Below are 3,095 nucleotides of genomic sequence, written 5' to 3' on the forward strand. Positions count from 1 at the left end.
ACACCTTCATCTACACAGTGATTATCTTCGGCTGCTTAATTTGTGATTAAGCCTACTATAAAGATGCGTCTGCCTTCGATAACTCGAATATTCAACCTGAACGACTCCAACTGGGGGCGGGGAGGCGGCGGCTCCGGCAACGAGCCTCCTCGGCGTCCGCCCAACGAAGGACGGAACAACAATAACGGCGGTCCGCCCGACCTGGACGAGTTGTGGCGGGACTTCAACCGCAAGCTCAGTGGCTTGTTCGGCCGCAGGCCGTCAGGCCCGCCGGGCGGCAACGACGGCCGCGGGCGTTTTTCTCCCTCGCCACGCGGCACCGGTGTGGGCCTGCTCGTCGTGGTCGGCATCGTCGTCGCCCTGTGGCTGGCCTCCGGCTTTTTCATCGTGCAAGAAGGGCAGGTCGCGGTCATCACGCAGTTCGGCAAGTACAAGGAAACCACGCGCGCGGGTTTCCAATGGCGCCTGCCGTATCCCATCCAAAGCCACGAGATCGTCAATCTCTCCCAGCTGCGCACGATCGAGGTAGGCTTTCGCAACACTTCGCGCAGCAAAGTGCTGCCCGAGGCCCTGATGCTGACGGACGACGAGAACATCGTCGACATACAGTTCGTCGTCCAGTACCGCCTGAAGGAAACCGGCGCGAGGGACTACCTGTTCAACAACCGCGAGCCCGACATAGCAGTCAAGCAGGCGGCCGAGACGGCCATGCGCGAGATCGTGGGCAAGAAGAAAATGGACTTCGTGCTGTATGAAGGCCGGACCCAGGTTGCGTCGGAAGTGGCCGCGCTGATGCAACAGATCATGGATTTGTACGGCACCGGCGTGCTGATCAGCACGGTGGCGATCCAGAACGCACAGCCGCCCGAGCAGGTGCAGGCCGCGTTCGACGACGCGGTCAAGGCCGGCCAGGACCGGGAACGCCAGATCAATGAAGGCCAGGCCTATGCCAACGACGTGGTGCCCCGGGCCGCCGGCGCGGCGTCCCGCCTGTTGCAGGAAGCCGAGGGCTATCGCCAGCGCGTCATCGAGAACGCCGAAGGTGACGCCGCACGCTTCTCGCAAATCCTCGCCGAGTACAGGAAGGCGCCGCAGGTCATGCGCGACCGCCTCTACCTCGAGACCATGCAGGAAATCTTCGCCAACACCACCAAGGTGCTCGTGGATACGCGCAGCGGCAGCAACCTGCTTTATCTGCCGCTGGACAAGCTGATGCAGCAGGTGTCTCAAGAGGCCGCCGCGGCCGCCCGTTCGGCCGCCTCGGCGACGGGCAACTCGAGCAGCGCGCCCCAGCCGTTGACCGGCGGCGTGTTGCCGGATGCCGGTCGTGACGCCCTGCGTTCGCGCGACCGCAACGCCCGTTGATGCCTGCGCGCCGTTATAAGGAAGGAATACCACCATGGACCGTTTGATTCCGGCGGTAATCGGACTGATCGTCGGTTTGGCCGTGATGTCGTCATGCGTCTTCGTCGTGAACGAACGCAACTACGCCGTCGTCTTCGCTTTGGGCGAGATCAAGGAAGTCATCGACGAACCCGGGCTGTACTTCAAGCTGCCGCCTCCGTTCCAGAACGTCCAGCAGTTCGACAAGCGGATCTTGACGATCGACACCGCCGAGGCCGAGCGCGTGCAGACTTCGGAAAAGAAGAACCTGCTGATCGACTCTTTCGTGAAATGGCGCATTTCGAACCCGCGCACGTATTTCGTCACGTTCGGCGGCAACGAGCGCGCCGCGCAGGAGCGCCTGCAAGCCCTCATTCGCGACGCCTTGAACGCCTCGATCAACCGCCGCACCGTCAACGACGTCACGTCCAAGGAACGTGACAAGATCATGCAGGAGATCCGGGCCAACACAGAGGCCGCCGCCAAGCTGCTCGGCGTGGAGATCGTAGACGTGCGCCTCAAGCGCGTGGATTTCGTCCCAGAGATTTCGGAGTCCGTCTATCGGCGCATGGAGGCCGAACGTAAGCGCGTCGCCAACGAGCAGCGCTCCATCGGTGCCGCGGAAAGCGAAAAGATCCGGGCCGACGCCGACCGCCAGCGCGAAGTCATCCTGGCGGAAGCCTATCGCAAGGCGCAGCAGATCAAAGGCGAGGGCGATGCCAAGGCTTCGGCCATCTATGCGCAAGCCTTCGGCCAGGACCGCGAGTTCTACCGCTTCTACAAGAGCCTCGAGGCCTACCGTTCCTCGTTCGGCTCGAAGGGAGACATGCTGGTGATCGATCCCAGCTCGGAGTTCTTCCGCTTCATGAAGTCGGCCGAGGGCAAATAAGGCCAAGGCGCAGCAGGGCCCCCCCTTCCAAAAAAAAAGCAGCCCGCAGGCTGCTTTTTTCATGATGCGAGGAACGCGAGAATCGCCCGTTTATTCGGCTTGGATGCCGGCGGCTTCGACGACGGCGCGCCATTCGGGAATTTCGGTGCGAATGCGATCGGCCATTTCCTGTGGGGTGGTGGGCAGCAGCTCCACGCCCAGCTCGAAGAACTTGTCGTGGGTCTCGCGCTGCTTGAGAATGCGGACCACTTCCCGGTTCAGTTTGGTCACGACGGCTTCAGGCATGCCTGCCGGCCCCGAGAGCCCGAACCAGACGTTGGCGTGGAAGCCGGGCAGGGTTTCGTTCACCGTGGGCAGGTCGGGCATGATCTCGGTGCGTTTCTCCCCGGTCGACGCAAGCGCGGTGAGCTTGCCCGCGCGCACATGGGGCAGGGAAGAGGCTCCGCCCTCGAACATCATGTCCACCTGGCCCGCGATCAGGTCGGTACTGGCGTTGGAGCTGCCTTTGTAGGGCACGTGCAGAATGTCAATGCCGGCCTTTCTCTTGAACATCTCCGCCAGCAGGTGGTGCGAGCTTCCCGCTCCCAGTGACGCATACGTGTATTTGCCCGGATTGGCCTTGGCCGCGGCAATGAGGTCGGAGACGGTGCGCATGGGCAAGGATTTGGTCACCACCAAGTAGGTGGGCGTGTCGAACAACATCGAAATCGGCGTGAAATCCTTCAGCGGATCGTATGGCAGTTTCTTGCGCAACACCGCGTTGAACACCATGGCGCTTTGGGTGGCGATGAGCAGGGTATAGCCGTCCGGCTGCGCCTTGGCG

Annotated in this window: 3 protein-coding genes; 2 read left to right on the plus strand and 1 reads right to left on the minus strand. The window is 62.3% G+C overall.

Features of this window, described 5'->3' with window-relative positions; genetic code table 11:
* The first annotated feature begins 69 nt into the window (after positions 1 to 69).
* Both hflK and hflC read left to right on the plus strand, forming a co-directional pair.
* Positions 70 to 1,365 carry an FtsH protease activity modulator HflK gene (gene hflK, locus IRZ12_RS16790; RefSeq protein ID WP_296470993.1) on the plus strand — a complete coding sequence of 432 codons (1,296 nt, stop codon included), beginning with the start codon at positions 70 to 72 and terminating at the stop codon, positions 1,363 to 1,365.
* 34 nt (positions 1,366 to 1,399) lie between these two features.
* Complete coding sequence (hflC, locus tag IRZ12_RS16795; protein WP_296470987.1) at positions 1,400 to 2,272, plus strand: protease modulator HflC; 873 nt, start codon at positions 1,400 to 1,402, stop codon at positions 2,270 to 2,272.
* A 90-nt stretch (positions 2,273 to 2,362) separates the two neighbouring features.
* Here the strand turns inward: hflC and IRZ12_RS16800 are convergent.
* Positions 2,363 to 3,095, minus strand: a 733-nt coding sequence (locus IRZ12_RS16800; protein ID WP_296470990.1) for a tripartite tricarboxylate transporter substrate binding protein, incomplete at its 5' end; no start/stop codon positions are given.

It is taken from the genome of Pigmentiphaga sp., assembly GCF_019689535.1.
In the GTDB taxonomy this organism is placed as follows: domain Bacteria; phylum Pseudomonadota; class Gammaproteobacteria; order Burkholderiales; family Burkholderiaceae_B; genus Pigmentiphaga.

Coding starts and splice junctions, on each gene's coding strand:
- hflC (WP_296470987.1), top strand. CDS start 1,400: ATGGACCGTTTGATTCCGGCGGTAATCGGACTGATCGTCGGTTTGGCC.